Origin of the sequence: Chryseobacterium manosquense (genome assembly GCF_014623485.1) — a bacterium.
Lineage (GTDB): Bacteria > Bacteroidota > Bacteroidia > Flavobacteriales > Weeksellaceae > Kaistella > Kaistella haifensis.
Genome location: NZ_CP060203.1, coordinates 2,756,255 through 2,780,019 on the forward strand (window position 1 = coordinate 2,756,255; position 23,765 = coordinate 2,780,019).

Consider the following 23,765-nt stretch of genomic DNA (forward strand, 5'->3'; position numbering starts at 1 on the left):
ATGGGGCTTGGAACCCCAAAAATGAGGTTCGGAACCCCAAATTTGCACCTTACGACCGCATCTTTGCACGGTGAGACCGCATACATGGGCATTAATCGATATTTTCGGGAACAAAAATCCCCAGCTGCTGCCGGGGATTGTTCTAAGCGGTTGGGCTATCGGTTTCTGGAGCGGGCTTTTCTTTACCTTTACCCGAGCGGTTAAAAAACTGTTTCATTTCATTCATCTTGGTCTCGTAACCGGGTGCCTGCGAACCGGCTTTGTAGGTGGTGTAGGCATAATCATCCAATGCGCTTTGGTAGTTGTCGTAATCGTACAGGATTTTAGAATTCTTAATTCTTTCTAGCAGAGCATCTATGCGGTTCTGCAAACTTTCCATCACGTTGCGACTTTTGTAATCGTTTTCAAACTCTGCCCAATCCAAATCGGGTGAGGAAAGGTTGGGGCTGTTTTGTCGGTAATCCCAAACTTTGTTGATCAGCAATTTGTTTTGTTCATTCACGCTTCCGTAAGTGCTGCGTTCCGAGGCAGTTAATGTTACAGTAAGCATTGATAAAGCATTCTCTAATGCGGTTAAAGCATCTTGTGCAGCAGTTACCTGTGCTTGGGTAAGGTGCGCGTTGTTTAAATTGGATAATGGCATAGGTTTGTGTTTTAAAAGTTGATATAAAATTAAAAAAAATCTGTAAAAAACAAAAATCCACTCAATAAATTGAGCGGATTTTTATGAATTATTGAAAGATTTTCTACAATTGCACCATTTCCGTTACTTCTACATCGTATCCACCGACCAACGGTTTTTGGTTGACGTTTTGGGTGATCACGCGGAATTTGGTAATTCCTAAATTCTTTAAGATCTGAGTTCCAATTCCATAATCGTGGAAGTTGGAAGCCAATGTTGGTCTTTTCTCCTGCCCATCTTGGAAATCGATAAATTGCTGCAGTTTTCTCAAAGTATTTTCCGCACTCGATACGTTGTTGATGAAGATAATCGCGCCTTTTCCTTCGTCATTAATCATTTTGGTGATTTTTTCTAGCAAAGGTTTTTCACCGGTAGAAAGTCTGTTGAGCACATCAAAATAAGAATTAGATGCCTGCACGCGCACCAAAACCGGTTCATTTGCAACCCATGTCCCTTTCGTTAAAGCAAAATGGATCTGGTCGGTGCTGGTTTCTTTAAATGCATAAAAATCATAGTCGCCATAGAAGGTTTTCACTTTACGCTCTTCGATGCGCTCGATCAAATCGCCTTTTTTCAGTTGATAATGAATAAGATCCTCGATGGAAATAATTTTCAAATCATGTTTTTTTGCCAACTCTACCAATTCCGGAAGACGAGCCATTGATCCATCATCGTTCATGATTTCACAAATTACGCCTCCTTCTTTTAGGCCTGCAAGCTTTGTTAAATCAATTGCTGCTTCGGTGTGACCGGCTCTTTTCAGTACGCCACCTTTTTTTGCTCTCAGCGGGAAAATATGACCGGGCCTCATGAAATCGGTTGGCTTTGTATTTTCGTCCATCAATGCTAAAATGGTTTTGCTTCGGTCACTTGCCGAAATACCGGTAGAAACGCCTTCTCCTAAAAGATCTACAGAAACAGTAAATGCGGTTTCTTTCGGATCGCTGCTTCGGGTTACCATGATGTCGAGCCCTAGTTCGTCGCATCTCTTTTCAGGCAGTGGAGTACAAATAAGCCCTCTTCCGTAGATCGTCATGAAGTTGATGATTTCCGGAGTGGTCAATTCTGCTGCGGATAAAAAATCGCCCTCGTTTTCACGGTTTTCGTCATCTACTACGATGATTATTTTTCCGTTTCTAAGGTCTTCTATTGCTTCGGGAATAGTATTAAGTTTAATATCTGACATTTTACTTTTTTAGATGGGGCAAAGATACTGAGTTTTAAGAAAGTGACAAGGATAAAATGGGCATGGATTCCAAAAAAACGCTCGCAGATTTTACAGATTGAGCAGATTCATATTGGAACCAATCCGCTAAATCGGCTGAATCCGCGAGAGATTCTTATTGATGAAGAAAACTCTCGCAGATTTTACAGATTGAGCAAATTCATATTGGAACCAATCAGCAATATCAGCAGAATCAGCGAGAGATTCTTATTGATTAAGAAAACTCTCGCAGATTTTACAGATTGAGCAAATTCATATTGGAACCAATCAGCAGTATTAGCATAATCAGCGAGAGATTCTTATTGATTAAGAAAACTCTCGCAGATTTTACAGATTGAGCAAATTCATATTGGAACCAATCAGCAATATCAGCAGAATCAGCGAGAGATTCTTATTGATTAAGAAAACTCTCGCAGATTTTACAGATTGAGCAGATTAAAATTGGTATGAATCCGCAGTATTAGCATAATCAGCGAGAGATTTTTATGAGTTTTAGATCATTCCGTCGACAGCCGTTTTGATGATTTCGTAAGATTTCAAACGCGCTTGTTCATCGTAGATATGGGAAGTAATCATCAATTCATCCACCTGAAAAGCTTCCTGAAAACTAGTGAGTTTTGATTGGATGGTTTCTTCACTTCCAATAAAACTGTAATGCAACATTTTCAAAACGTGGGCTTTTTCCATCGGGTTCCATATCTCGTCGATGTCCTCTACTGGCGGTGAATAGGGCTTTCTGTCGTTTCTGATAATATTGAGGAAAGCTTGATACAGTGTTGTTGCTAATTTCTTCGCTTCTTCGTCGGTTTCAGCGGCAACTCCGTTCACACAAGCAATAGCATAAGATTCCGGGAATTTCTCGCTCGGTTTGTAATTTTCTCTATAAATCTGAAATGCATGAACCATCATATCCGGTGCGAAATGACCAGCGAAGGCATAAGGCAAGCCCATTTCCGCGGCAAGCCAGGCACTGTCGGTGCTCGATCCCAAAATATAAATCGGGATATCGCAACCTTCACCGGGAATGGCTCTTACCAAACTCGTGGCATTTTCTACCGAGAAATATTGTTGCAATTCCTGTATTTGCCTCGGAAACTGTTCATTGATAATCATTGGATTTCGTCCTAAAGCTTTCGCTGTTAAACCATCCGTTCCGGGTGCTCGCCCCACGCCGAGATCGATTCTTCCGGGGAATAAACTTTCCAGAGTTCCGAATTGTTCGGCGATAACGAGTGAACTATGATTAGGAAGCATTACACCGCCGGATCCTACACGGATTTTCTCGGTTCCGTTGGCGATAAAGCATATTAATACAGAGGTTGCGGAACTTGCGATACTCGGCATGTTGTGATGTTCGGCAAGCCAAAATCGTTTGTAACCCAATTTTTCTGTGTGCTTTGCTAAGGTTAAACTCTCGTGGAAAGAGTCGTGTATGGTTTTATTTTGTTTTACGGGAGCTAAATCCAGGACCGATAATTCGAATCTTTTCATTGTGATTTTTTTATTTAATTAAAGCATTACAAAAGTACGTTCTTTATTACACCAATTTTCCTTCTAGTGATATTTAAAACAAATTATAAAGATATTTTAAAACTATCTATCAATTTTTATTGAAATTTGCGTTTCATAGAAAATACAAAAATGCAGAGATTTTTAACTGTCATATTCTTGATCTTAAGCTTCAAAATTTTTTCGCAAACTACTGCGGTAAACGCTTCCCCAAAAGATTTTAATTTCCCGAAGATCAAATCTTCGATTACGATGCTGGTGAAAATTCCGCTTTCCGAGATTGCCAATATCATCAATGCTTCGGTGAAAAATTTAATCTTTGAAGACAATTCCTTCACCGATAATAACAATGATCAGTTTAAAGTGAAAGTTTGGAAAACCCGCGCTATCAGATTAGTTGGCGGAACTCAACAGAATCTTTTAATTGAAGTTCCTTTGAAAATTTGGGTGGAAAAAGGCATCGGAACTTTTGGGGTTTATACCTATCAGCAAACGACTTTCGAAACGGTGATGTATTTTAATATGCAATTGACCTTCAATAATAATTGGAAAATGACGACCCAAACCTCGCCGATGGGTTTCAAATGGGTGAAAAAACCGGTTTTGGACTTCGGAAGAATTCAGGTACCGATTACTTCTTTGGTGGAAGAAAGTTTAAAGAAACAACAAGCCGATTTCTGCAAAACCATTGACGAAATGATGGTTGCTCAGCTAAATTTTCAGCAGTATGCGGTAATGGCGTGGAACCAATTTGCTCAACCTTTCAAAATTTCGGAGGAGTACAATACTTGGCTGAAAATCACTCCCGTGAGTGTGAATGTTACGCCGCTGGTTTTTTATGGCAATCAAATCGAAGCCAACATCGGAATTGATGCTTTTTCGGAAACTTTTACCGGGCAAAGACCTGCCGCAACGCCTTTAATCAAATCTATTGCGAATTTTAATTTTGTTCAGACTTTACCGCAGAAATTTCTTCTGCAAACTACCGCCAATATTCCATTTACAGAAGCTACGAAAATTGCGGAACAGCTGTTTTTATGGAAAGAATTCGATTTCCGGGAGGGAAAATCCAAGATTAAAATCAATGCTGTGAAAGTGTATGGTGAAAATGAAAGGGTGATGATTGAAGCGACTACCGAAGGTGCGGTAAATGGAATTTCTTACATTTCCGGAGTTCCCGTTTACGATGAAGTGCTTCGGAAAATTGTTTTAAAAGACACAAAATTTAAGTTGAAGACCAAAAATATTCTTCAGAAAACCGCCACTTTGCTTGTTGAGAGCAAAATTGTAAGAATGATTGAAGAAGAATACGGAATTCCGACCGCCGAATTGGAAGATTCATCTAAGAAAAGCATCGAAGAAGCTTTTAATAAAGAATATTATAAAGGACTGAAAATGGAAGGTAAGGTGTTCAATGTCAAGCCGACACAAATTTTACTTAATCCAAATGGCATCACCGCGGTAGTTGATACCGAAGCCCAAATGAAATTGCGGGTTCAAGGAATGTAAGTGTTTTTCTAAATTTGTTTTTTTACTTTTTAAAAAAATGCTATATTTGCAAACCTAAATGGTTCTTTGGCCGAGTGGTTAGGCAGTGGTCTGCAACACCATCTACAGCGGTTCGAATCCGCTAGGAACCTCCAACAAAGCAAGTTTCTGATTTTCAGATGCTTGCTTTTGTTTTTTGATATAATTTATTATTTTTAACGTTTCTTTAACCCTGCTTTGGTTTCGTTTTTGGCGTACGTTCAATATTAAATTTAAAGTTATGAAAGCAATTATCAATACAAAAGCACAAAATAAGTTTACTTTTGGTTTTAAAAATATAGTTGTAGCAGGTTTTGCATCGGTTTTGATGATTACGGCTTGTACAAAAGATAATACCGTTGCAGAAAAATCTTTGGAGCAACAAAAAATGGAATTTCAATCCAGACAGTTGGAGATTGAGAAACAAAAATTAGCCATCGAAAAAGAAAAAATGGCTTATGAAACTCAGAGAAAAGCAGATAGTATTGCTGAGGTAAATAATGCAAAAACTCGGGCTGCTGCAGCAAAACCTCAAGTAATCAGAGAGACCAAAACGGTTTATGTGAATAATACACCGAGATCATCAAGCACAAGTTCGAATTCAGAAACTTATGCTGGAACTTCTCAAGGAACAACTACTTCTCAGAAGCAAGGGATGAGTAAAGCTGCTAAAGGAACGATTATCGGTACTGTAGGTGGTGCTGCCGCTGGTGCGATTATTAGTAAAAAGAATCGTGCTGCAGGTGCAGTAATTGGTGGTATCGTAGGTGGTGCCACAGGTTACACCATCGGTAGAGCCGGCGATAGAAAAGACGGAAGAGTACAATAATCGGGATTTCCCGAACGATATAAAGAAAAGATTGCTTATTTTTAAGCAATCTTTTTTTATGTTGTATATTTTCTTTTCGATGGTGGTTCTTCTACCCGTTTTTGCGGGTTGGGGACAACTCTTCCGGAAAATTGCAGGAGAACTATTCAGCGGCATTGCAGGGCAGTTATTTACCGGAATTTTTGCGGTTTCGTTGGTTTGGGCTATTACTGCTTTCTTTTTTCCTCTTAATCTTAAAGTGGAATTAATCACCATCATTATTGGGTTGATGGGATTTTTTTATTATAAAATCTACACTCAGTTTTGGAGTTTTTTGCGTGAATCTCCGCCTGCATTTTTCGTGATTTTATTGTTCACCATTTTCTTTGGTTCGTATTATCCTTTCATTCTCGATCACTTTGGATATTACGTTCCTACAGTCAAATGGCTTTCGGAATTCGGATTGGTCAAGGGAATTTCCAATCTCGATCCTACGTTGGGACAAATGTCGGCGTGGCATGTTTTGCAAGCCGGCTTTTCCAATTTTTCCGATCCTTTTCTTCGGCTGAATACCGTTCTTTTGATTATTTATTCCATTTATATTTTTGAAAAAAAATCATGGATTCATCTGGTTTTCTTGCCATTCTTATTTCTGTTCGCTCAATCTCCGAGTCCAGATTTGCCGGTGATTGTTTTGTCTCTAATCCTCCTCAATGAAATATTAAACACAAATAAAAATGCCATACTTCTTTTCGCTTTTTCGGCATTTGTTTTCTTTATCAAACCGACGATGATTTGGCTACCCATCGCTGTTTTCCTGTATGGATTGGTGGTTTTGAAATCTAAAATTACATTCATTATTCCTGGAATTTTCATTTTCATTTTCATGAGCTTTAAAAACATTTGGGTGTTCGGATTTCCCATTTTCCCGGCACAGTTTCTGGATTTTGAATTCAATTGGAGACCGAATGCTGTTCTTTTAGCCAATTCCGCAGAAATGGCATTGATAAAAACTTTTGATTTGCAATATTCTTATCAGGAGATTCAGGAATTTTCTTTTTTTGATTTCGCTAAAAATTGGTTTTTTTTAAAAGGAATTAAAGGAAATATCCATCAGCTTTTTGTGTTGAGTTTATTAATGTTAATGATTTTTGCGATCCGAAAAAATTCAAAAATAGTTTGGATTATTTTCTTTTCGTTAATGATTAAAAGCGTAGCGGTACTGCTGTTTTCTGCGCAATATCGTTTTTTTCTCGATGTATTTTTTGCCGTATTTTTTGTAATTTTTTTTCAGTGGTTTTCAAAGAAAAATTCTTTGAGGGTTTTCTTTGTTTTATCATTTATTACAGGCACTTTTCTTACTTTCCCTAAACTTACAAAAACGGTTTTTCCGAGTTTTAACTTAGGATATTTTATGACGGGCTTTAGCGAAAATCAATTTTTTAAACCAGCAAGTTTCGAACTAAAGAATTATAATACCTACCAAATCGGTAATTTGAAATTCAACGTCGTGCAACAGTATCCATTTAGTTTTGATACACCTTTGCCTTCAATTTCCCCGTATTTTCTTCAAAAATATTTAGAAGCAGGAATTTTCCCACAATTGCAAGGTAAGGGCTTAAAGGAAGGTTTTATTTGGAGAAAAATGAGTGAGGAAGAAAAAATTCAACTTCAAAAAATAATCAGCAATTTCCCACCCGAATATCTCCGCTGAAAACATCAACATTTTCCTTTCTTTATGGGCTATTTCGCAACTTTTAATTAACTTTGTATCATGTTCAATTTAGGAAATTTTCTTAACCTTTCTACCTTTGGCGAAAGCCACGGAATCGCTTACGGCGGAATCATTAATAATTTTCCTGCTGGTTTGGAGGTAGATTTAGATGAGATTCAGCATCAGCTCGATCGCAGAAAACCCGGTCAGTCGGCTATTGTAACGCAACGAAAAGAAAGCGATACCGTGAACTTTCTGTCCGGAATTTTTGATGGAAAAACTACTGGAACGCCGATCGGATTTACCATAGAAAACGAAAATCAAAAATCAAAAGATTACGATCATATTTCTCAAGCTTATCGTCCGAGTCATGCTGATTTTACTTACGATCAAAAATTCGGAATCCGAGATTTTCGCGGTGGCGGCAAATCTTCAGCACGGGAAACTGTAAATTGGGTAGTAGCAGGAAGTTTGGCCAAACAACTTTTGCCGGAAAATGTGGAAATCAATGCGTATGTTTCTTCCGTCGGTGAAATTTTTTGTGAAAAACCTTATCAGGATCTAGATTTTTCTAAAACCGATTCTAACGATGTTCGTTGTCCGGATGCCGAAACTGCCGAAAAAATGATCGCGAGAATTAAAGAAATCAAAAAGGAAGGCAATACCATTGGCGGAACAATAACTTGTGTGATTAAAAATCTTCCGGTTGGAATTGGCGAACCGGTTTTCGGAAAATTGCAAGCAGAATTGGCGAAAGCGATGATGAACATTAACGCTGCAAAAGGTTTTGAATACGGAAGCGGTTTTTGTGGAGCGAAAATGACCGGCAAGGAGCACAACGATTTATTTAATTCCGATTTTTCTACGAAAACGAATCTTTCAGGCGGAATACAAGGGGGAATTTCCAACGGAATGGATGTGTATTTTCGGGTAGCTTTCAAGCCAATTGCAACAATTTTGCAGCCTCAAGAAAGTGTAGATAAAGATGGAAATTCTGTCACGGTTCAAGGAAAAGGAAGACACGATCCTTGCGTTTTGCCAAGAGCAGTTCCTATTGTGGAAAACCTGGCCGCTTTTGTACTAGCGGACTTATTTTTGATTAATCGTTTGCGAAGAATTTAATTTCAAAAACAAAAAGTTCAACCTATTTTATTTAAAAGAACATGGAAAAATATTGGGAAAATGCAATTACCTTTGATGAGTATATGCAAGTAGCAAAACAACGGGCCGAAAACCCTGCGGAAGGCGATCATTATAAAGATTATTACGAACTCGGGTTGCAAAGAATGGAGCGTACGCTGAAAACTTTCAAAGTAAATCCTGAAATGCTGGAAAAATTGAAATCGAAAAATTTCGATGGAAAAGTTTTAATTATTTCGGAACCTTGGTGTGGCGATGCAAGTGCGACTGTTCCTGCGGTTTCTCAGTTTTTTGCAGCAGCCGGAATTGAGGTAAAGATCTTTTTAAGAGATTCTGATCCGTCTTTAATCGATCAGTTTTTAACCAATGGAACGCAATCCATTCCTAAAATTGTACTGCTTAATTCTGACTTTTCGGTGAAGAATGTTTGGGGTCCTCGCCCAGAGTACGGAACGCAATTGCTTAAAAAATTCAAAGAAAATGAGGAAACGTATCCTCGCGAAGAATTTTATAACGATTTGCAAGTATATTATGCGAAAAACCGTGGAGCAGATGCTATCGAAGAAATTATCAATTTAATTTAAGATGAAATTTTTAAGACAAAACTTTTTTTATATCATTGCCGCGGCGGTTATTGCGGTGCTTTACCTTTTTCCTTCCGTTAAACTGAAAATCAAAGATCTTTTTTTTCCGGTTGCCGCGATTGAGAATGCAATTACTTTGCAGGATTCGGACTTGGATGTTCAGTTGAAAGGCATTAATGTAGCCAGTACCAATCTGAAAAATTTTAAAGGAAATAAACTGATTTTTCTGAATTTCTGGGGAACTTGGTGCCCTCCGTGTCGGGAAGAATGGCCAACGATTCAAAAACTCTATGAAACTAAGAAAGATAAAGTAGATTTCGTGCTCATTGCAATGCAGGATGAAGAAGCAGCGGTGGTGAAATTCTTGAAAGAGAATAATTATACCGTTCCGGTTTACATTGCTCAAAGTCCGATTTCGAATAATGTGTTGCCAAAAGTTTTCCCAACCACTTTTTTACTCGACAAAAACGGAAGAATTCTTCTGAAAGAAGATGCTTCGAAGGATTGGAACAGCAAATCTGTACACGATTTTATTGATAATGTAACGAAATAATATTTAACAGAAATTACGAAATTGTGGTATAGAATTTGAAAAATATATAGCATTTTAAAAAATCAAACACAAACATGAAATTATCAAAAATAGCACTTGCTAAAGAAGCTTTCAAACACAAAGGCTTCATTCAAAAAATCCCTGTAATTGCACGTATGATGAAATCGGTGATGTCAAAAGGTGGCTATAAACCTGAATACAAAAACGTGATTCTTCCCGGTTTGGTGTTCGTTTACCTAATTTCTCCATTGGATATTTTGCCCGATTGGATTCCGGTGATCGGAGTTTTAGACGATTTGGCGCTTTTGGCTCTTGCGATTCCGATGTTGATTTCCGAAGCTGAAAAATTTGTCGCTTGGGAAGCAGAACTAAAGAATAGTAAGCAGATTTCTGAAGCAGAAATCATCAGTTAATAATGATTAATTTATTAAAAGTCGCTAAGGAAACATGGCGACTTTTTTCTTGTTAAATTTTCTAGAATTTCCAAGCTGTTCTTTTTATTCAAAAAAAATCAGGAAATTTGCACCAATGAAAAAACTCATCTCCATCGTAGGAACCACCGGAATTGGCAAAACCAAACTCGCCATTGAATTAGCGAAATATTTCGATACAGAAATTGTTTCCTGCGATTCCCGACAGTTTTTTAGAGAGATGAAAATCGGTACCGCAATGCCAACTCGCGAAGAATTGGCACAGGCAACCCATCATTTTATAGGCAATCTTTCGGTGGAAGATTACTACTCCATCGGGCAATTCGAAAGGGAAGCGATTGCAAAAATTGAAGAGTTATTCACTAAAAATGAAGTGGTCATCATGGTTGGTGGAAGTATGATGTATGAAAAAGCAGTTATTCAAGGATTGAACGATTTGCCGGAAGCTGATGAAGAAAATCAAAGAAAGTTGGAACAAATTTTCAACGAAGAAGGCATTGAAAGTGTACAAAAAATTCTTGAAAATTTAGATCCCGAATATTTTAATATCGTTGATAAAGATAATCCCAGACGACTTTTCCGGGCTATCGATGTGATTTGGCAAACCGAAAAAACTTATACCGAAAATATTTCTGTGCAGCTAAATCAGCGCAATTTTGAAGTGATTCGAATCGGGATTTCCGCGCCTCGCGAAACGATTTATGAAAGAATCAACCGGCGTGTGGATGTTATGTTGGAGAATGGATTGATTGACGAAGCGCGTTCACTGATTGATTTTCGAAAGCTTATTGCCTTGCAAACCGTCGGATATTCCGAACTTTTCCGATATTTTGATGGAGAATGGAGTTTGGATTTTGCGGTGGAAGAAATCAAAAAAAATTCCCGAAGATTTGCCAAAAGACAACTGACTTGGTATCGCAAAGAAACCAACATCCATTGGGTGAATTTTGAAAATTCAGTGCAAGAATCCTTATCTTTGTTGAGTAATTTAAACATCAAATCTAAAATTAATTAAAATGGCAAATACTCCTTCCAATATGCTTGAACTGGGCACAAAAGCTCCATTTTTCGAACTTCCAAATCCTTCGCATTCCAATGAATTGCAGACACTAGATGAGTTGAAAGGCGAAAAGGGAACCCTCGTTATTTTTATGTGTAACCACTGCCCGTTTGTGTTGCATGTAATCGATAAACTCGCGGAATTATACGAAGATTATCAGGAGAAAGGTATAGAATTTATTGCGATCAATTCCAATGATACCGAAAAATATCCAGCAGATTCACCTTTGAAAATGGCGGAATTTCAGGTGGAAAGAAAATTTGATTTTCCTTATCTTTTTGATGAAAGCCAGGCGATTGCTAAAGCTTATGATGCAGCTTGTACCCCCGATTTCTTCTTCTTCGATGAAAAACTGGATCTCGTTTACCGCGGACAAATGGATGATTCCAGACCGGGAAATCAAAAGGAAGTTACTGGCGAAGATTTAATTATCGCTTTCGAAAATCTGCTCGCAGGTGAACCACAAGAAGAACTGCAAAGACCAAGCATGGGTTGCGGAATTAAGTGGAAATAATTTTCAGAATACATACAAAAAACGCATCTTCGGATGCGTTTTTTTATTTAAAGAAAGGGTTGTAAGCTTTCTCAAAACCAGTTGTGGTCGGGTTTCCATGTCCACTGTACACCTTGGTTTCGTCATCCAATACGAATAATTTTGTTTGAACACTTTCGATTAATTGTTCATAATTTCCTTTGTAAAGATCAGTTCTTCCGATACTACCTTCGAACAACACATCTCCGGAAATCATCAGCTTTTCAGCTTCCGAATAATAGGCAATACTTCCCGGTGAATGTCCTGGAACGTGTAGGATTTTCAAGGAATCTTCATCTAGTTTCACGATTTCATTTTCTTTTATAAATTGAATGGTACCTTCAAATGGTTTAAAGAAAAAACCAAAACGGTTCGCATCCATCGGATTTCGGTCGAGAATTTCCTTTTCAATTTCGTGCAATAATACCGGAACTTTGTATAAATCATACATTTTCTGCAAACCCAATACATGGTCGATGTGCGCATGAGTGAGCAAAATATTCTGGATTTTTAACCCTTGGTTTTCAATAAATTGTTGCAAAGCAGTGGTTTCAGCATCGGTGAAATTTCCCGGATCGATGAGGTATGCGTTTCTATTTTCATTAAAAACTACATAAGTGTTTTCCGAAAAAGGATTGAAGGTAAAGGATTTTATATGAAGCATAAATGATGTTTTTGAAAGTTCAAAAATACGCTTTTGTACAACAATTTGCAGTGAGTGGCAACAAAACGTCGTTATTTTCGTTATTTTCGTAGTGATGAAATTTTTACCTTTTCTTTTTTTGATGATTTTTTGTTCCGTTTTGGGGCAAGATATCCGCAGTATTCAATTGTTTAATCCACAAACGAATGATGAAACTCCTGTGATTTGCTTTAATGAACAGCTTATTTTAAAGTTTGATGATCTTTCCAACGGAAGCAATATTTATCGATATACCCTGAAACATTACGACCGAAACTGGAAGGAAGACGGACTTTTTTTCACCGAATATGCCTCCGGAAGTCTCAATGCTTTGATCGATCAATTTGAATATTCTTTCAATACGAATCAGTCGTACACTCATTATTCCTTGACGTTTCCGAATGATAAAATCCGGCCGAAAATTTCGGGGAATTTTGAGATAATCGTTTATCTGGATTCAGAGAATAAACCGCTTTTTACCAAGCGTTTTTCGGTGGTGGAAGATGGAGCGAATGTGGGTGTTGCGATTAGCAGAATTTCGGATGCTCGCCGTCCGGAAATCAATCAAAGAGTTGAAGTACAGGTTGTTGGAACCAATACTTCGCTATTGCAAAACATCAATTCTGTCAGTTTAAATATTTTGCAAAATAACAATCCGAATGTTGCAATTCAGAACCAAAAACCAAGTTCAGTATTGGGAAATCGAATTCTTTTTCAACAAATGAATTTGGTTTTTCCGGGGAATAATGAGTTTTATTATTTCGACAACAAGAACATGAATCATGCTTTCGATATGGTTTCCGGAGCAGAAACAGTGGACGGAGTTAATCATACTTACCTGCATCCAGTGTGGGCTTTTCCGCTCAATTATCAATATCAACCGGACGTCAATGGCGCTTTTTATTTCCGACGAAGCGATTTGGGAATTGAGCGTGATGCCAATCGCGAAGCCGATTATTCCTGGGTTTATTTCGCATTAGATTCTGAAAAAACAGATAAGAAAATCCATGTTTTGGGTGGTTTCAACGATTTTGTTCCAAGCAAGGAAAACCAAATGTTCTATGATGAAAATGCCAAAAAATACATCGCAAAAATCTATTTGAAACAAGGATTTTACAATTATATTCTCGCAACACAAAACCAAGATGGCCGTCTAAATTTCGGGGAAATCAACGGAAATTTCTGGCAAACTGAGAATTTGTACCAAGCGTTTTTATATTACCAACCATTCGGCAGAAATTACGATGGCCTGATCGGTTATGGTGAATTTCGAACTCCGGTGCGGTAATTTAAACCAAGTAAAATTCATTCAGTTTTTCCTCACAAAGCGTTTTCACCACATCAATCCAGCGGTCTTCATCATTCAAACACGGGATGTAATGGAAGTTTTCACCTCCTGCATGCAAAAATTCTTCTTTTCCTTCCACCGAAATTTCTTCTAATGTTTCGAGGCAATCGGATACGAAAGCCGGACAAACAATTGCAAGGTTTTTCACTCCTTTTTTAGGCAAGTTTTCTAAAGTTTCATCGGTATATGGCTCCATCCATTTGTCTTTTCCCAATCTGGATTGGAAAGAAATGACCGTTTTTTCTTTGGGAATATTAAGTTTTTCAATCACCAATTCAGTGGTTTTGAAGCACTGATGGCGGTAGCAAAACTGATGACTCGGATTGGTTTCGCGTGAGCAGCAATCGTTGAGGTTGCAGGTTTTTGTAGGATCGGTTTTGTAGATATGTCTTTCTGGAACGCCGTGGTAAGAAAACTGCAGCGCATCGAAATTTTCAGGAAGTTTCTCGCGGATGCTTTCGGTGAGACAATCAATATAGATATCGCGATTGTAAAATGGTTGCACGTAATTAATTTTCACCTGTGGGAAGTGTTTTTTGCGCACTTCTTCGGCTTTATCAACCACCGTTTCCGTAGTGCTCATCGCATATTGTGGGTATAGCGGGAACAAAACAATTTCGGTAACGCCCTGTTCTGTCAATTTTCGAATGCCGGTTTCGATGCTTGGTTCAGCGTATCGCATCCCGATTTCTACTGGAACCTCCACTAACTTTTGCAACTTACGCTGGATTTTCTGCGTAATGACAATCAGCGGCGATCCTTCATCAGTCCAAACCGTTTTATAAGCTGCTGCAGACTTTGGCGGTCGTGTATTGAGGATGATTCCCTGCACTAAAAGCGATCGGAAAAACCATCGGTAATCGATCACTTTTTCATCCATTAAAAATTCATCGAGGTAATCTTTAACGTCTTTAACGTCTGTAGATTTTGGCGAGCCGAGATTAACGAGTAATATTCCTTTCTTTGACAAAATATTTATTTTTTAATTTGACCACAAAAGTCACAAAAGCATTATTTAAGATGCAACTTATTTCTCCATAAAGATCAAATAAATTACATTAATTCTTTATAATATTGATTGACCATGGTTTCCTGACCTTCGTGGTATATATTTTTCACATTAAAATTGATTAACACACCTTTCGGAACTTTTAGAATATTCATATAATTTAAAAGTTTTGCCCGGTGAATATCTTCGAAACTTTTTACTGATTTTATTTCCAAAACAATGAGATCCTCAATTAAGAAATCACATCGAAAATCACAAAATAATTTTTTGCCCTTGTAAACTACATCAACTTGAATTTCAGATTTAAAATCGATACTCCTTAGTTTAAATTCTTCTTTTAAAGCTTCATGATATACTTTTTCCAATAAACCAGGCCCCAATTCCTTGTGCACTTCAATACAAGCGCCAGTTATTCGGTACGTGAGGTCGGTAAGATAAGATTGGGTAACCATTTTTTATTAAAAAATACTTTTAAGGAAACAAAGAATTGAGGTTCTTATTTTTCCTTATAAAAACAAAAGAATTACTTTTTACTTTTGTGACTTTTGTGGTTGATCACATTTTTATCCGTTTACGGCTTCCACATTTTCTACCAATTCCGGGAGAAACTGTTTCAATACGTTTTCAATACCTCCTTTCAAGGTAGCTGTGGAACTTGGACATCCGGAGCATGCGCCCTGCAAAAGCATTTTAGCGGTTTTGGTTTCCGAAACATATTCGATTAAGGATATTTTTCCACCATCGCCTTCAACAGCCGGTGCAACATATTCATTCAGGATGTCCGAAATTTTCTGTTCGTTTTCGGTGTAATCTCTGTTGATGATGCTTTCTACCGGACTTTCGTGTTTCTGAGGTTTCAGGTTGGAAATTTCACCACCATTTTGAAGGTAATCTGCTACGAAAGCGCGTACCGCTACCATTACTTCATGCCATTCTACGGATACATTTTTGGTTACCGCTACAAAATTATCGGAAATGAAAACTTCTTTAGCAAAATCGAATTCATTGAAAATAGCTTCTGCCAATGGAACTCCATCGGCCTCTTCGCGGGATTTCACTTCCACAAAACCATCGATTAACAATTTGTTTGAAACGAATTTCATGACCATGGGATTCGGCGTCATTTCCGCATAGATCTGGTACATCTCTCTTTTTTTCTGAAGATAAATTCTCGGATTAGCGAGTAATTCGTCTTCGATAACATTTTTTAAATTTTCTGAAACGAATTCCCATTCCACCGTATCTTGTTTTGCTACAGCAATAAAATTAGCGGTGATGAAGATTCTTTCCACAAAAGGATAATTAAAAAGCTCCTGTGCCAAAGGAATTTCCGATATATCTGAATTTCTATCAAGCTCCAATGAACCCGGAATTAAGTTGTAGTCGGCTACAAACTTCAATACTTTTGGGTTTTCGGTCGGCTCTATCAATATTTGTCTCATTTTATTTCTTTAAATTTGAAAGGCAAAAATACGGATAAGATATCAGAAATCGGGCAAGAGATTTTAGACATTGTCAATCATCAGTATTTTTGTTTTTTTAAATATCGAAACTTACGTTTCAACTTAATATTAATGAATAAATCGATTATAATATGGCTTTAATAAAAGAACTTCTCGGCAAAAGTCCACAAATCGGAGAAAATACTTTTTTAGCAGAAACGGCAACCATTATTGGCGATGTAACGATGGAGAAAGACTGCAGCATTTGGTACAATGCCGTGATCCGCGGCGATGTACATTTCATCAAAATGGGAAATAAGGTGAATGTGCAGGATAACGCAATGCTTCATTGTACTTATGAAAAATTTCCGCTCGTTATCGGTAATAGTGTTTCCATTGGGCACAACGCGATTGTTCATGGCTGCACTTTGCACGATAATGTACTGATCGGAATGGGATCCATTGTGATGGACGAATGTGTGGTCGAAAGCAATTCGATTGTTGGCGCTGGAAGTGTGGTTACACAGGGGACTCACATCAAATCCGGGGAAGTTTGGGGTGGAATTCCTGCAAAGAAAATCAAAGATATATCTGCCGAGTTGTTGGAAGGTGAAGTGGAGAGAATTGCCAATAATTATGTGAAATATTCTTCTTGGTACAAGGACGATTTTGAGACTGAAAAATTAAATGATTAAAAGGTTAAAAAATGGAAAATTCTTAGACATGCATAGGTTTGCAATTTTGAAAAATGAATTTTATGGATGATTTTCTTTTTCTACGATCTTTTTTTTAATATTGTTTGTAATCCCCATGGGTTTTCTTTGGTTTCTCTATTTTATCGGAACCAAATTACAATCGAGGAAAATGGGAATTTGGCTTGCGTCGATTATGGCTACAATCTATCTTTTAACGATATTATTTTTAAAATTTGAGGATAAATTTTTCTATAAGTCTGATGCAGAAAAAATTTTAAAACAATATGAAATTGTATTGATAGATGATTTTGAAATTATAAACCATGAAACGACTTTTGCCATTGGTGATTCCTATGAAACTTTTACTTTAAAAATTTCGGAGAATGACAAGAAAAATATTCTTTCAGAATTTAAGTCTCAAACTAAAGACACTTTAAAAAAGAATCAACATTTTGAATTTGAAGAAAATAAATTGGGTTTTACCAAAGAAAAAAAATATTTAGAAATGGGCGACCGCGAATTTATTTTTATTCCAAAATCAAAAGAAAATATTTTGGAATATCAACTGATGGACGAATAAACGAATCCACAATTAAGAAATGGTGTAATATTTGGAGTGCCAAAAGCAACCTTTAAAATAACAAAGATGAAGCTGAAACTTAAAGAATTGTGGCAAACCATGAAAGATACTTACAAGGATTTTTCGTCCCGAGATTTAGGTACCGATTCAGCTTCTCTGGCTTATTACGCTATATTTTCCATCCCCGGACTTTTAATTATCATCATCTGGGTTGCAGGAATTTTCTTTGGCGAAGAAGCTATTCGTGGTCAGGTGACGCGCCAAATCGATGGAATGATGGGGCGCGATGCTGCCAAAAGTGTGCAGGAAATGATTGTAAATGCGATGGTGGATAAAAAAAGCTTCTGGATGAAAGTCGTCGGGATTGCATCTTTGGTTTTCGGTTCTACCACTTTGTTTTTTCAGCTTCAAAAATCATTAAACAAGCTTTGGGATGTGGAGGCGACACCGAAAAAAGCCTGGCAAAAATATATTCTCGATCGGGCGAGTTCGCTCAGTATGATTCTCATCATTGGGTTTTTGCTTTTAATCACTTTCTTGCTTTCCACCCTAATCGGTTTGTTGAATAATTGGGTGATTTCACAATTCGGCTTGTCTACATTTGAGCTGGTTTATGTTGCTAATATTGTCATTGGATTTATTGTGACGACGCTGCTTTTTGCGCTGATGTTCAAAGTTTTACCTGATGCTGAAATTCCATGGAAATCAGTGTGGTCGGGTGCGTTTTTCACCTCTCTACTTTTCACTTTAGGAAAATATTTGCTTACCTATTATTTTGAATCGTTTAAACCTACCTCCGCATTTGGAGGTGCAGGATCGGTGATTTTAATAATGATGTGGATCAATTATACTTGTCAACTGATTTTTATAGGTGCCATTTTTACCAAAGTGTACAGCAAAAGGAACGGACTTGAAATCAAGCCTTCCGCACATGCCAAATGGGCAATTACTCACCAAGATGCTGAAGTAACTTTAAGTCCTAATGTCCAAAAGACAATCATCATTGATTCAGATTCCAAAAAAATCCACGATTCCTCTATTTAAGTAGCTTTAAATTCCTCCGCTTCCGTATATGGGAACAGCTTTGTTGTCTTCACAGCGAATTCCGGTCGGTGGTTGCACCATTGCGCAATCCGACATCAAACCGTATTTTTTATTAAAAGCAGTACTCATGTTGGTATATTTTTGTATCATGGGTAGGATTTCATTTTCTACATTTTTATGATAGGTTAAATAAAAACCAGGTCCACCACAGGATTTTGCACCAGCAGGAGCAATTCGCCAATCCGCCGGATCCGTGCAAGCGACACTTTTGGATAGGGAATCGATTTGCATACGCAATTCTTGTATCATCTCTTTGTCGTTTTCAGCTTCATTGATGGGTTTCAGGGTGATGTCTTTCGGCAAATTGTCCACCGATTGTTTTGTTTTGCAAGATGCCGTTGCCAATAAAGCGAACACCATTAAGGAATAAATTTTCATATCAGAATTTTTTTTTGATTGTTTTTCTGAATCAAAAATAAGGCCTTTATTTTTTATTTAATTAATTTTGACTGATGAATGAATCTCTCTTCAATTTAGTTGAACATACTAACCGCAGTATATTTCTCACCGGGAAAGCCGGAACCGGGAAAACCACCTTCCTGAACGATTTTGTGAGTAAAACCCGCAAAAAATATATCGTGGTTGCGCCCACAGGAATTGCTGCAATTAATGCAGGAGGAGTTACCATTCATTCCATGTTTGGGCTGCCTTTGCGCACTTTCCTTCCCACCACGGATCGGGTCGATAGCAATATTGCCAATAACATCGCCGACCTCATGCATCATTTCAAATATAGAAAAGACAAACTGAAACTTCTTCGCGAGATCGAAATGATTATTATTGATGAGGTTTCCATGTTGCGTGCCGATGTTTTGGATATGATGGATTTTTCTTTAAGGCATGTGCGAAGAAACCAACAGAAATTCGGTGGTGTGCAGATGCTTTTCATCGGAGATTTATATCAGCTTCCGCCGGTTGTTCGAGATGAAAATGTGTTGAAACAATACTATAATTCCCCATTTTTCTTTGATAGTCTTGCGCTCAGTCAATTGCCTTTGATCACTTTGGAACTCACCACCGTGTATCGGCAGAAAGATGAAAAGTTTCTTGAAATTTTAAATGAAATACGTGACGGAGAAATCGGCGATATCGATTTTGAAACCTTAAATAAAAGATACCTCCCGGATTTTGAACCAACCACCGAATCTTATGTCTATCTGACTTCGCACAACAAAATGGCGGACGAAATCAACCAGAAAAAATTGGCTGAACTTCCCGGAAAACCGAAAGTTTATCAAGCAGAAATCATTGGTAATTTTAATGAAAACCAATATCCGAATGATGAAAAATTAGAGTTGAAAACCGGTGCGCAAATTATGTTTATCCGTAACGATGCGAGTGGCGAAAAGCGGTATTTCAACGGGAAATTGGCAGAAGTGGTTGGGGTTGATGACCAGGAAATCCGCGTCATCATCGATGGGGAAGATGAAATTTATACCCTCAAAAAAGAAACCTGGGAACAGAAAAAGTACTCTTTGGATGAAGACAAAAGCATTAAAGAAGAGGTTTTGGGAAGTTTCAAACAGTATCCCATTCGCTTGGCTTGGGCGGTCACGATTCATAAATCTCAGGGACTAACTTTCGATCGTTTGATCATCGATGCCGGTAAATCTTTTGCGTCGGGCCAGGTTTATGTCGCCCTGTCGCGTTGCCGAACTTTGGAAGGGATTGTTTTAAAGTCTAAAATCACGCCCGAAGTTATTTTCTCGGATCGCAGGGTTGCCCAATTTCAAGACGAAACGCATGCGAACAACCGAATTGATGAAATTTTAAGCACCGAAAAATACGATTACAGCATCAGGAAAATCATCAATCGCCTTGATTGCAGTTGGATTCTTCCCGCTTTGGAAATGTGGAATAATACCGCCAAACATGCGAAACTCACCGATAAAGACCAAGTGAAATTCCTTTACCAAGGCATCAAACCTGAAGCCGCAAAATTGGCAGATGTTTTCGCGAAATTTGAAAAGATTATTCAACAGAAAACCCGAAAATTCATTGAAGGAAACGAAGAATGGAACGAAATTGAGTCCAAAGCAAAAGGAGCGGTGAATTTCTTTTTCACGAATGTAAATGCTAAAATTTTTGCGCCATTGAAAGATTTTTATGCCGAAACAAAAGGCGTAAAAGGTTTAAAACAATACAATGAAGATTTCCGATTATTTTTGGATGATTTGGAAGATTACTTAAATGATCTAAAGCAAGTTTATTTGTTGGAGACTCCGCTTTTCGATAAAGAAAATGAAGTGGAAGTGACGACCAAAATCGCCAAAGTTCCGTCTCATATTCTTACTTTTCAGCTTTTTGAAGAAGGAAAAACCATCCCCGAAATTGGTAAAGAAAGAGGTTTGGTCACCGAAACGATTTACGGACATCTCGCAAAATTTGCAGAAAGGGGATTGCTCGATCTCACCAGAGTTTTCGATAAAGAAAAGATAAAACTTTTTGAAAAAGAATTCAAGAAAAACAGCGACCACGAAACCTTAACAGAATGGAAAAAAGTACTTCCCAACGATTTTGAATTCAATGAAATTCGTTTGCTACTCAATCATTTTAATTATAAGAAATCGGAAAAGAAATGATTTGTGTTTCTCGCAGATTTAGCCAATACCGCAGATTTTTTTAATAGGATAAAAATCAGCGCAATCAGTATAATCCGCGAGAGTTTTTCTAATGTAATAGTAATCAGCAGAATCAGCGAGAAACATTTTACGCTTTCTTTCGGTTTTGAAATTGCTTAATCATCGTGTAGAAAACCAAAAATCCTAAAACAAAAATTGAAATTCTCGTCAGCAAATCGCCGGAGCGTGTGTAGAATGTCATTTTATCATAAAGATTCACTTTCGCAAACAATGCAGTTCTGTCACCGTACAGCGTATCCGCCATCACATCGCCTCTCGCGTTGATGTGGGCAGAAATTCCACTATTGGCTGCTCTCGCAATTTCCCGTCGGGTTTCTATCGCGCGGAGTTTGGCGTATGCCATCAGCTGTTGATGACCTTGTGTGACGCCCCACCAAGAATCGTTGGTCATGATGCCAAGAAAATTGGCTCCATTTTTCACATATTCCGTCACGTACTCTCCGTAAATACTTTCGTAGCAAATGACAGGAGCAATTTTTCCTTTATTGAAAGGATTGCTGAAGACTTTCCTTTCTTTATCGATTCCGAGGGAAGCAATCGTGCCGCCGAGATTCAGCATGGCATCTCCGAGAATGGGCTTCAACACATGTATGTATGGGAAAATCTCGACGCCCGGTACCAATTTTCCTTTGTGGTAAACCTGCACTTTTTGGTTCGGAATGATTTGTACTGCAGAATTATAGCTGTCCACATACGTTCCGTCCGCGGTTTGATAAGCTGTTTCCGATTTTTTAGCGGGATCTTTATAAAATTGATGCGAAGAAATACCGGTAGTGAAAATGGATTTCGGATGTTGGGCGAGGAAGCTTTTCACCGTATTAAGCAAAGTGCTTTGCTCAAAACCGCTTTCGGAAATCGAACCATAACCGGGAATCGAAGTTTCCGGACCGATGTAATAATCAATGGGGTTGGCTTGATTGATCTTCGGAGAGTTTTCTTCGGCTAAAGTCAACAATTCATTTAAAATCGTTAAACTGTCTTTCGAATATTTCTCGTTATACGGATCCAGGTCGGGTTGAAGCATTAAAACATTTACCGAGCCGATGGGTTTTTCATCGAAATTCTGATATTTCATCGTGGAAATCAGCATCGGAAGGGCGATTGCTGCAGCGAAAATTGCGGCGTTGATGACCAATGATTTTCTTTTTCTTCCGGCTTCCCAAATTCTTAACGTATAAAATGCGTACACATTAATCAATAAAATCCAGAAACTTCCTCCTGTTGCTCCCAAGGTGTCGTACCATTGAATCAGTTTTGGGTAATCAGCAAAAACATTTCCCAGATTCAGCCAAGGCCAAGTGAGTTCCCAGCTGAGGTGGAATTTCTCGAAAGCCATCCATATCGCTACAAAAAATACCAAACCGAAATACGTTCCCTGAATTTTTTTGTACCAATGATAAAGTTGGAAAACTAAGGAATACAGCAACGAATTCACGACCACAGGAATCGCTACCGCCAAAATAGAATGACTGCCATCCGGGTTTTTGGAGCCATAAAGCCAACCGGTGGTTACGATATTCCAAATCACAAAACACAAGTATGAAAGCGCGAAAATGAGACTTCCTTTGTTTTTAACCTTCGAAAACTTCGAAATGTCGTGTTCCATGATTAAGAGAGGAACCAGAGCGAAAAAAATAAAAAACGGAATGCCGTAAGTAGGCCAGGAAATGCTCAGAAGCAGGGCAGAAAACAAAGAGAGTATGACGTATTTCATAGAACTTTTTTAATCTTGGTCGGTTTGTTTGGAGATTATTTCTTCCCTCGCAAATTTACTGAAAATATTTGGGGGATTAGGACTGGATTGAAGGGATGAAGTTCACTTTTAATTACTTTTTAAATAGTTTTCATGTTCTTTTGTCTTGAAACAAAAGAACCAAAAATTCAAGACCGGGATCTTTTTACGAAATAATTAAAAATTTTCTTCACGCAAAAATCTCCTAAGTCGTTTTTAGTTTTGTTATTAAAGGAACTAATGTCGCTTATTTTAAATTTTTATTGGAGTAATCGAGGATCTAGATTCAAGGAAGGGTTTGGTGGAATGAATTTTAAAATTAGAATAAAGCGATCAAATTGTTCAAAAATTAAGCGGGCTAAAGCCCGCTTCTATTGATGTTTCCCTAAGATTAGAAAGGTTTTTTAGAATGTTTTTTCAAACTCCACACTTGCGCCGTGCATTTCACCTTTCATCGGCGGAGACGTTTTGGTGATTTTAATTTTAATAAAAGAAATCTGCGGAAATTTTTCGTGGATTTTTTTGATGATTCTTCCTGCGACATGCTCCAAAAGTTTGCTCGGAACCGCCATTTCATCATGAATAATCTCATTCAAATCGGCGTAACTGATGGTGTCATTCAAATCATCGGTTTCTGTGGCTTTCCAAAGGTCCGCATGGAATTCGGCATTGACCAAATAAGAAGTTCCAATGATATTTTCCTCCGGCAGAACACCGTGATACGCATAGATTTTTATGTTTTCGAGGTAAATTTTCATTATTATGT

General features: G+C 37.9%; 24 protein-coding genes and 1 tRNA gene. 15 read left to right on the forward strand and 10 right to left on the reverse strand.

The genetic code is table 11. From position 1 onward, the window contains the following. Positions 1-142: 142 nt before the first annotated feature. The 3 genes from H0S70_RS13100 to H0S70_RS13110 all read right to left on the reverse strand — a co-directional run bounded on the left by H0S70_RS13100 (position 143) and on the right by H0S70_RS13110 (position 3,398). Positions 143-643: a hypothetical protein gene (locus H0S70_RS13100; protein WP_188321100.1), complete on the reverse strand. Its 501-nt coding sequence runs from the start codon at positions 641-643 to the stop codon at positions 143-145. 103 nt (positions 644-746) lie between these two features. Next, entirely contained in the window at positions 747-1,868 is a 1,122-nt protein-coding gene (gene ribB / locus H0S70_RS13105; RefSeq protein ID WP_188321101.1) for a 3,4-dihydroxy-2-butanone-4-phosphate synthase, read from the reverse strand. Between the two features lie 531 nt (positions 1,869-2,399). Beyond that, complete coding sequence (locus H0S70_RS13110) at positions 2,400-3,398, reverse strand: LLM class flavin-dependent oxidoreductase (protein ID WP_188321102.1); 999 nt, start codon at positions 3,396-3,398, stop codon at positions 2,400-2,402. Between the two features lie 150 nt (positions 3,399-3,548). Here H0S70_RS13110 and H0S70_RS13115 point away from each other — a divergent pair, with 150 nt between their 5' ends. From H0S70_RS13115 to H0S70_RS13160, 10 genes are all read left to right on the forward strand, one after another. Then, positions 3,549-4,925, forward strand: coding sequence for a DUF4403 family protein (locus H0S70_RS13115; RefSeq protein WP_188321103.1), 1,377 nt, complete (start codon positions 3,549-3,551; stop codon positions 4,923-4,925). 60 nt (positions 4,926-4,985) lie between these two features. Further along, positions 4,986-5,059: transfer RNA gene (locus H0S70_RS13120), tRNA-Cys, on the forward strand. 125 nt (positions 5,060-5,184) lie between these two features. Continuing rightward, positions 5,185-5,772 (forward strand): YMGG-like glycine zipper-containing protein, encoded by a 588-nt coding sequence (locus H0S70_RS13125; RefSeq protein ID WP_188321104.1) that lies wholly within the window; start codon positions 5,185-5,187, stop codon positions 5,770-5,772. 58 nt (positions 5,773-5,830) lie between these two features. Next, the gene (locus tag H0S70_RS13130) at positions 5,831-7,465 is read left to right on the forward strand and encodes an LIC_10190 family membrane protein (RefSeq protein ID WP_188321105.1); all 1,635 of its coding nucleotides are present in this window, start codon (positions 5,831-5,833) and stop codon (positions 7,463-7,465) included. 60 nt (positions 7,466-7,525) lie between these two features. Continuing rightward, on the forward strand, positions 7,526-8,587 hold the full coding sequence (gene aroC, locus H0S70_RS13135) for a chorismate synthase (protein WP_188321106.1): 1,062 nt from the start codon (positions 7,526-7,528) through the stop codon (positions 8,585-8,587). A 41-nt stretch (positions 8,588-8,628) separates the two neighbouring features. Continuing rightward, the gene (locus tag H0S70_RS13140) at positions 8,629-9,189 is read left to right on the forward strand and encodes a thioredoxin family protein (RefSeq protein WP_031501393.1); all 561 of its coding nucleotides are present in this window, start codon (positions 8,629-8,631) and stop codon (positions 9,187-9,189) included. A gap of 1 nt (position 9,190) precedes the next feature. Beyond that, positions 9,191-9,742, forward strand: a complete 552-nt coding sequence (locus tag H0S70_RS13145) for a TlpA family protein disulfide reductase (RefSeq protein WP_188321107.1) — start codon at positions 9,191-9,193, stop codon at positions 9,740-9,742. A gap of 74 nt (positions 9,743-9,816) precedes the next feature. Next, positions 9,817-10,155, forward strand: a complete 339-nt coding sequence (locus H0S70_RS13150) for a DUF1232 domain-containing protein (RefSeq protein ID WP_123248701.1) — start codon at positions 9,817-9,819, stop codon at positions 10,153-10,155. Positions 10,156-10,270: 115 nt separating this feature from the next. Next, on the forward strand, positions 10,271-11,188 hold the full coding sequence (miaA, locus tag H0S70_RS13155; RefSeq protein WP_188321108.1) for a tRNA (adenosine(37)-N6)-dimethylallyltransferase MiaA: 918 nt from the start codon (positions 10,271-10,273) through the stop codon (positions 11,186-11,188). 1 nt (position 11,189) lies between these two features. Then, positions 11,190-11,747, forward strand: a complete 558-nt coding sequence (locus H0S70_RS13160) for a thioredoxin family protein (protein WP_123248699.1) — start codon at positions 11,190-11,192, stop codon at positions 11,745-11,747. 43 nt (positions 11,748-11,790) lie between these two features. On the opposite strand, the gene H0S70_RS13165 is transcribed toward H0S70_RS13160, so the two are convergent. After that, complete coding sequence (locus tag H0S70_RS13165; protein ID WP_188321109.1) at positions 11,791-12,429, reverse strand: MBL fold metallo-hydrolase; 639 nt, start codon at positions 12,427-12,429, stop codon at positions 11,791-11,793. A gap of 94 nt (positions 12,430-12,523) precedes the next feature. Between H0S70_RS13165 and H0S70_RS13170 the strand changes: the two genes are divergently transcribed. Next, on the forward strand, positions 12,524-13,735 hold the full coding sequence (locus tag H0S70_RS13170) for a type IX secretion system plug protein (protein ID WP_188322253.1): 1,212 nt from the start codon (positions 12,524-12,526) through the stop codon (positions 13,733-13,735). A 1-nt stretch (position 13,736) separates the two neighbouring features. Here H0S70_RS13170 and hemH read toward each other — a convergent pair whose 3' ends face one another. The 3 genes from hemH to H0S70_RS13185 form a co-directional block, all read right to left on the reverse strand. Continuing rightward, on the reverse strand, positions 13,737-14,765 hold the full coding sequence (hemH, locus tag H0S70_RS13175) for a ferrochelatase (protein WP_188321110.1): 1,029 nt from the start codon (positions 14,763-14,765) through the stop codon (positions 13,737-13,739). A gap of 83 nt (positions 14,766-14,848) precedes the next feature. Then, positions 14,849-15,256, reverse strand: a complete 408-nt coding sequence (locus tag H0S70_RS13180) for a GxxExxY protein (RefSeq protein ID WP_123248695.1) — start codon at positions 15,254-15,256, stop codon at positions 14,849-14,851. Between the two features lie 111 nt (positions 15,257-15,367). Continuing rightward, positions 15,368-16,246, reverse strand: a complete 879-nt coding sequence (locus H0S70_RS13185) for a NifU family protein (RefSeq protein ID WP_188321111.1) — start codon at positions 16,244-16,246, stop codon at positions 15,368-15,370. A gap of 152 nt (positions 16,247-16,398) precedes the next feature. On the opposite strand from H0S70_RS13185, the gene H0S70_RS13190 reads away from it, so the two are divergent. The 3 genes from H0S70_RS13190 (at position 16,399) to H0S70_RS13200 (ending at position 18,565) form a co-directional block, all read left to right on the forward strand. Further along, entirely contained in the window at positions 16,399-16,941 is a 543-nt protein-coding gene (locus tag H0S70_RS13190) for a gamma carbonic anhydrase family protein (RefSeq protein WP_188321112.1), read from the forward strand. Positions 16,942-17,110: 169 nt separating this feature from the next. After that, complete coding sequence (locus H0S70_RS13195) at positions 17,111-17,521, forward strand: hypothetical protein (protein ID WP_188321113.1); 411 nt, start codon at positions 17,111-17,113, stop codon at positions 17,519-17,521. 66 nt (positions 17,522-17,587) lie between these two features. Then, on the forward strand, positions 17,588-18,565 hold the full coding sequence (locus H0S70_RS13200) for a YihY/virulence factor BrkB family protein (RefSeq protein ID WP_188321114.1): 978 nt from the start codon (positions 17,588-17,590) through the stop codon (positions 18,563-18,565). Between the two features lie 6 nt (positions 18,566-18,571). Here H0S70_RS13200 and H0S70_RS13205 read toward each other — a convergent pair whose 3' ends face one another. After that, positions 18,572-19,003: a hypothetical protein gene (locus H0S70_RS13205; RefSeq protein ID WP_188321115.1), complete on the reverse strand. Its 432-nt coding sequence runs from the start codon at positions 19,001-19,003 to the stop codon at positions 18,572-18,574. A 74-nt stretch (positions 19,004-19,077) separates the two neighbouring features. Here H0S70_RS13205 and H0S70_RS13210 point away from each other — a divergent pair, with 74 nt between their 5' ends. After that, positions 19,078-21,207: a helix-turn-helix domain-containing protein gene (locus H0S70_RS13210; RefSeq protein ID WP_188321116.1), complete on the forward strand. Its 2,130-nt coding sequence runs from the start codon at positions 19,078-19,080 to the stop codon at positions 21,205-21,207. A 127-nt stretch (positions 21,208-21,334) separates the two neighbouring features. Here the strand turns inward: H0S70_RS13210 and lnt are convergent, their stop codons facing one another. Together lnt and folB are read right to left on the reverse strand one after the other, a co-directional pair. Next, a complete protein-coding gene (gene lnt / locus H0S70_RS13215; RefSeq protein WP_188321117.1) occupies positions 21,335-22,981 on the reverse strand; it encodes an apolipoprotein N-acyltransferase in 1,647 nt (548 codons plus the stop codon). 422 nt (positions 22,982-23,403) lie between these two features. Further along, positions 23,404-23,763 (reverse strand): dihydroneopterin aldolase, encoded by a 360-nt coding sequence (gene folB / locus H0S70_RS13220; RefSeq protein WP_188322254.1) that lies wholly within the window; start codon positions 23,761-23,763, stop codon positions 23,404-23,406. Positions 23,764-23,765 lie beyond the last annotated feature (2 nt).

What these genes read in the sequence shown, in the direction of transcription:
- H0S70_RS13195 (WP_188321113.1), top strand. Translation starts at nt 17,111, where the DNA reads ATGGGAATTTGGCTTGCGTCGATTATGGCTACAATCTATCTTTTAACG.
- H0S70_RS13140 (WP_031501393.1), top strand. Translation starts at nt 8,629, where the DNA reads ATGGAAAAATATTGGGAAAATGCAATTACCTTTGATGAGTATATGCAA.
- miaA (WP_188321108.1), top strand. Translation starts at nt 10,271, where the DNA reads ATGAAAAAACTCATCTCCATCGTAGGAACCACCGGAATTGGCAAAACC.
- aroC (WP_188321106.1), top strand. Translation starts at nt 7,526, where the DNA reads ATGTTCAATTTAGGAAATTTTCTTAACCTTTCTACCTTTGGCGAAAGC.
- H0S70_RS13130 (WP_188321105.1), top strand. Translation starts at nt 5,831, where the DNA reads ATGTTGTATATTTTCTTTTCGATGGTGGTTCTTCTACCCGTTTTTGCG.
- H0S70_RS13150 (WP_123248701.1), top strand. Translation starts at nt 9,817, where the DNA reads ATGAAATTATCAAAAATAGCACTTGCTAAAGAAGCTTTCAAACACAAA.
- H0S70_RS13190 (WP_188321112.1), top strand. Translation starts at nt 16,399, where the DNA reads ATGGCTTTAATAAAAGAACTTCTCGGCAAAAGTCCACAAATCGGAGAA.
- H0S70_RS13110 (WP_188321102.1), bottom strand. Translation starts at nt 3,398, where the DNA reads ATGAAAAGATTCGAATTATCGGTCCTGGATTTAGCTCCCGTAAAACAA.
- H0S70_RS13115 (WP_188321103.1), top strand. Translation starts at nt 3,549, where the DNA reads ATGCAGAGATTTTTAACTGTCATATTCTTGATCTTAAGCTTCAAAATT.
- H0S70_RS13205 (WP_188321115.1), bottom strand. Translation starts at nt 19,003, where the DNA reads ATGAAAATTTATTCCTTAATGGTGTTCGCTTTATTGGCAACGGCATCT.
- H0S70_RS13210 (WP_188321116.1), top strand. Translation starts at nt 19,078, where the DNA reads ATGAATGAATCTCTCTTCAATTTAGTTGAACATACTAACCGCAGTATA.
- ribB (WP_188321101.1), bottom strand. Translation starts at nt 1,868, where the DNA reads ATGTCAGATATTAAACTTAATACTATTCCCGAAGCAATAGAAGACCTT.
- H0S70_RS13200 (WP_188321114.1), top strand. Translation starts at nt 17,588, where the DNA reads ATGAAGCTGAAACTTAAAGAATTGTGGCAAACCATGAAAGATACTTAC.
- H0S70_RS13145 (WP_188321107.1), top strand. Translation starts at nt 9,191, where the DNA reads ATGAAATTTTTAAGACAAAACTTTTTTTATATCATTGCCGCGGCGGTT.
- H0S70_RS13180 (WP_123248695.1), bottom strand. Translation starts at nt 15,256, where the DNA reads ATGGTTACCCAATCTTATCTTACCGACCTCACGTACCGAATAACTGGC.
- H0S70_RS13125 (WP_188321104.1), top strand. Translation starts at nt 5,185, where the DNA reads ATGAAAGCAATTATCAATACAAAAGCACAAAATAAGTTTACTTTTGGT.
- H0S70_RS13100 (WP_188321100.1), bottom strand. Translation starts at nt 643, where the DNA reads ATGCCATTATCCAATTTAAACAACGCGCACCTTACCCAAGCACAGGTA.
- lnt (WP_188321117.1), bottom strand. Translation starts at nt 22,981, where the DNA reads ATGAAATACGTCATACTCTCTTTGTTTTCTGCCCTGCTTCTGAGCATT.
- H0S70_RS13165 (WP_188321109.1), bottom strand. Translation starts at nt 12,429, where the DNA reads ATGCTTCATATAAAATCCTTTACCTTCAATCCTTTTTCGGAAAACACT.
- H0S70_RS13170 (WP_188322253.1), top strand. Translation starts at nt 12,524, where the DNA reads ATGAAATTTTTACCTTTTCTTTTTTTGATGATTTTTTGTTCCGTTTTG.
- H0S70_RS13185 (WP_188321111.1), bottom strand. Translation starts at nt 16,246, where the DNA reads ATGAGACAAATATTGATAGAGCCGACCGAAAACCCAAAAGTATTGAAG.
- H0S70_RS13160 (WP_123248699.1), top strand. Translation starts at nt 11,190, where the DNA reads ATGGCAAATACTCCTTCCAATATGCTTGAACTGGGCACAAAAGCTCCA.